The organism is Cecembia lonarensis LW9 (genome assembly GCF_000298295.1).
Lineage (GTDB): Bacteria > Bacteroidota > Bacteroidia > Cytophagales > Cyclobacteriaceae > Cecembia > Cecembia lonarensis.
In genome coordinates this window covers 1-814 of record NZ_AMGM01000246.1, presented here as the reverse complement: position 1 = coordinate 814, position 814 = coordinate 1, and the positions used below count along the sequence as shown (strand labels likewise).

General features: G+C 39.4%; 1 protein-coding gene. It reads left to right on the top strand.

All coding sequences use genetic code 11. The annotated features are described in order from the left end of the window. On the top strand, positions 1-814 hold an 814-nt coding region (locus B879_RS21140; protein ID WP_040401581.1), incomplete at both ends, for an IS4 family transposase.

Sequence of the window (814 nt, the reverse complement as noted above, 5' to 3'; positions counted from 1 at the left end):
TTCCACCAAGTTTGCCCTTCCTGATCCTTTTTCGGAAAAATACAGGGGATACGGGGGGAATATCAGGCAGTCCTCATCTTTGATAAGTATACAGTATGAATACGATTTTATAAGTGGCCAGAGTATGGATCTTAGGCTGACTTCCGGGCTTTTGAACGATCAGTCAGACTCAGCTGATTTTACCCATGACATTCTGGAAAAAGATCTTTTCTTGAGAGATCTGGGCTACTCTACCCTGAAGTTCATGGCCAAGATCCATTCAGCGGGGGCATATTTTATCAACCGGCTGAGCCCCAATGTGAATTGCTATTCTGATTTGGTATCAAATAATCCAATAGATTTAAACAAATACCTTCACAAGCTGAAAAAACACAGACTGGACTATATTGAAGTTTTTGTCTATCTGGGTAAAAAAGACCGGGTTCCTGCCCGTTTGATACTTTCACTTGCTGATGAAGACACTTACCAGAAAAGACTCAAAAAGACAACGAAACAGGCAAAATCAACCGGAAATAATGTTTCGGAAAAGTTCAAAGCCAGAGCCAGACTCAACATTATGGTCACCAATGTTCCCTCCGAGGTCCTAAAAACCAACGAAATAAGAAAAGTCTATGCTATGAGATGGCAGATTGAACTAATTTTCAAAGCATGGAAGTCACTGGTAAATATAGAGGAGTTTAACAGTAAAAAAATCCATAGGTTTGAATGCCAGCTTTACGGAAAACTGATCTGGATAATTCTTAATCTAAAGATATTCAATTACATACAAAAGCAGGTCTTTGGCCAGAATAAAGTACTTTGCAGCATCTGGAAG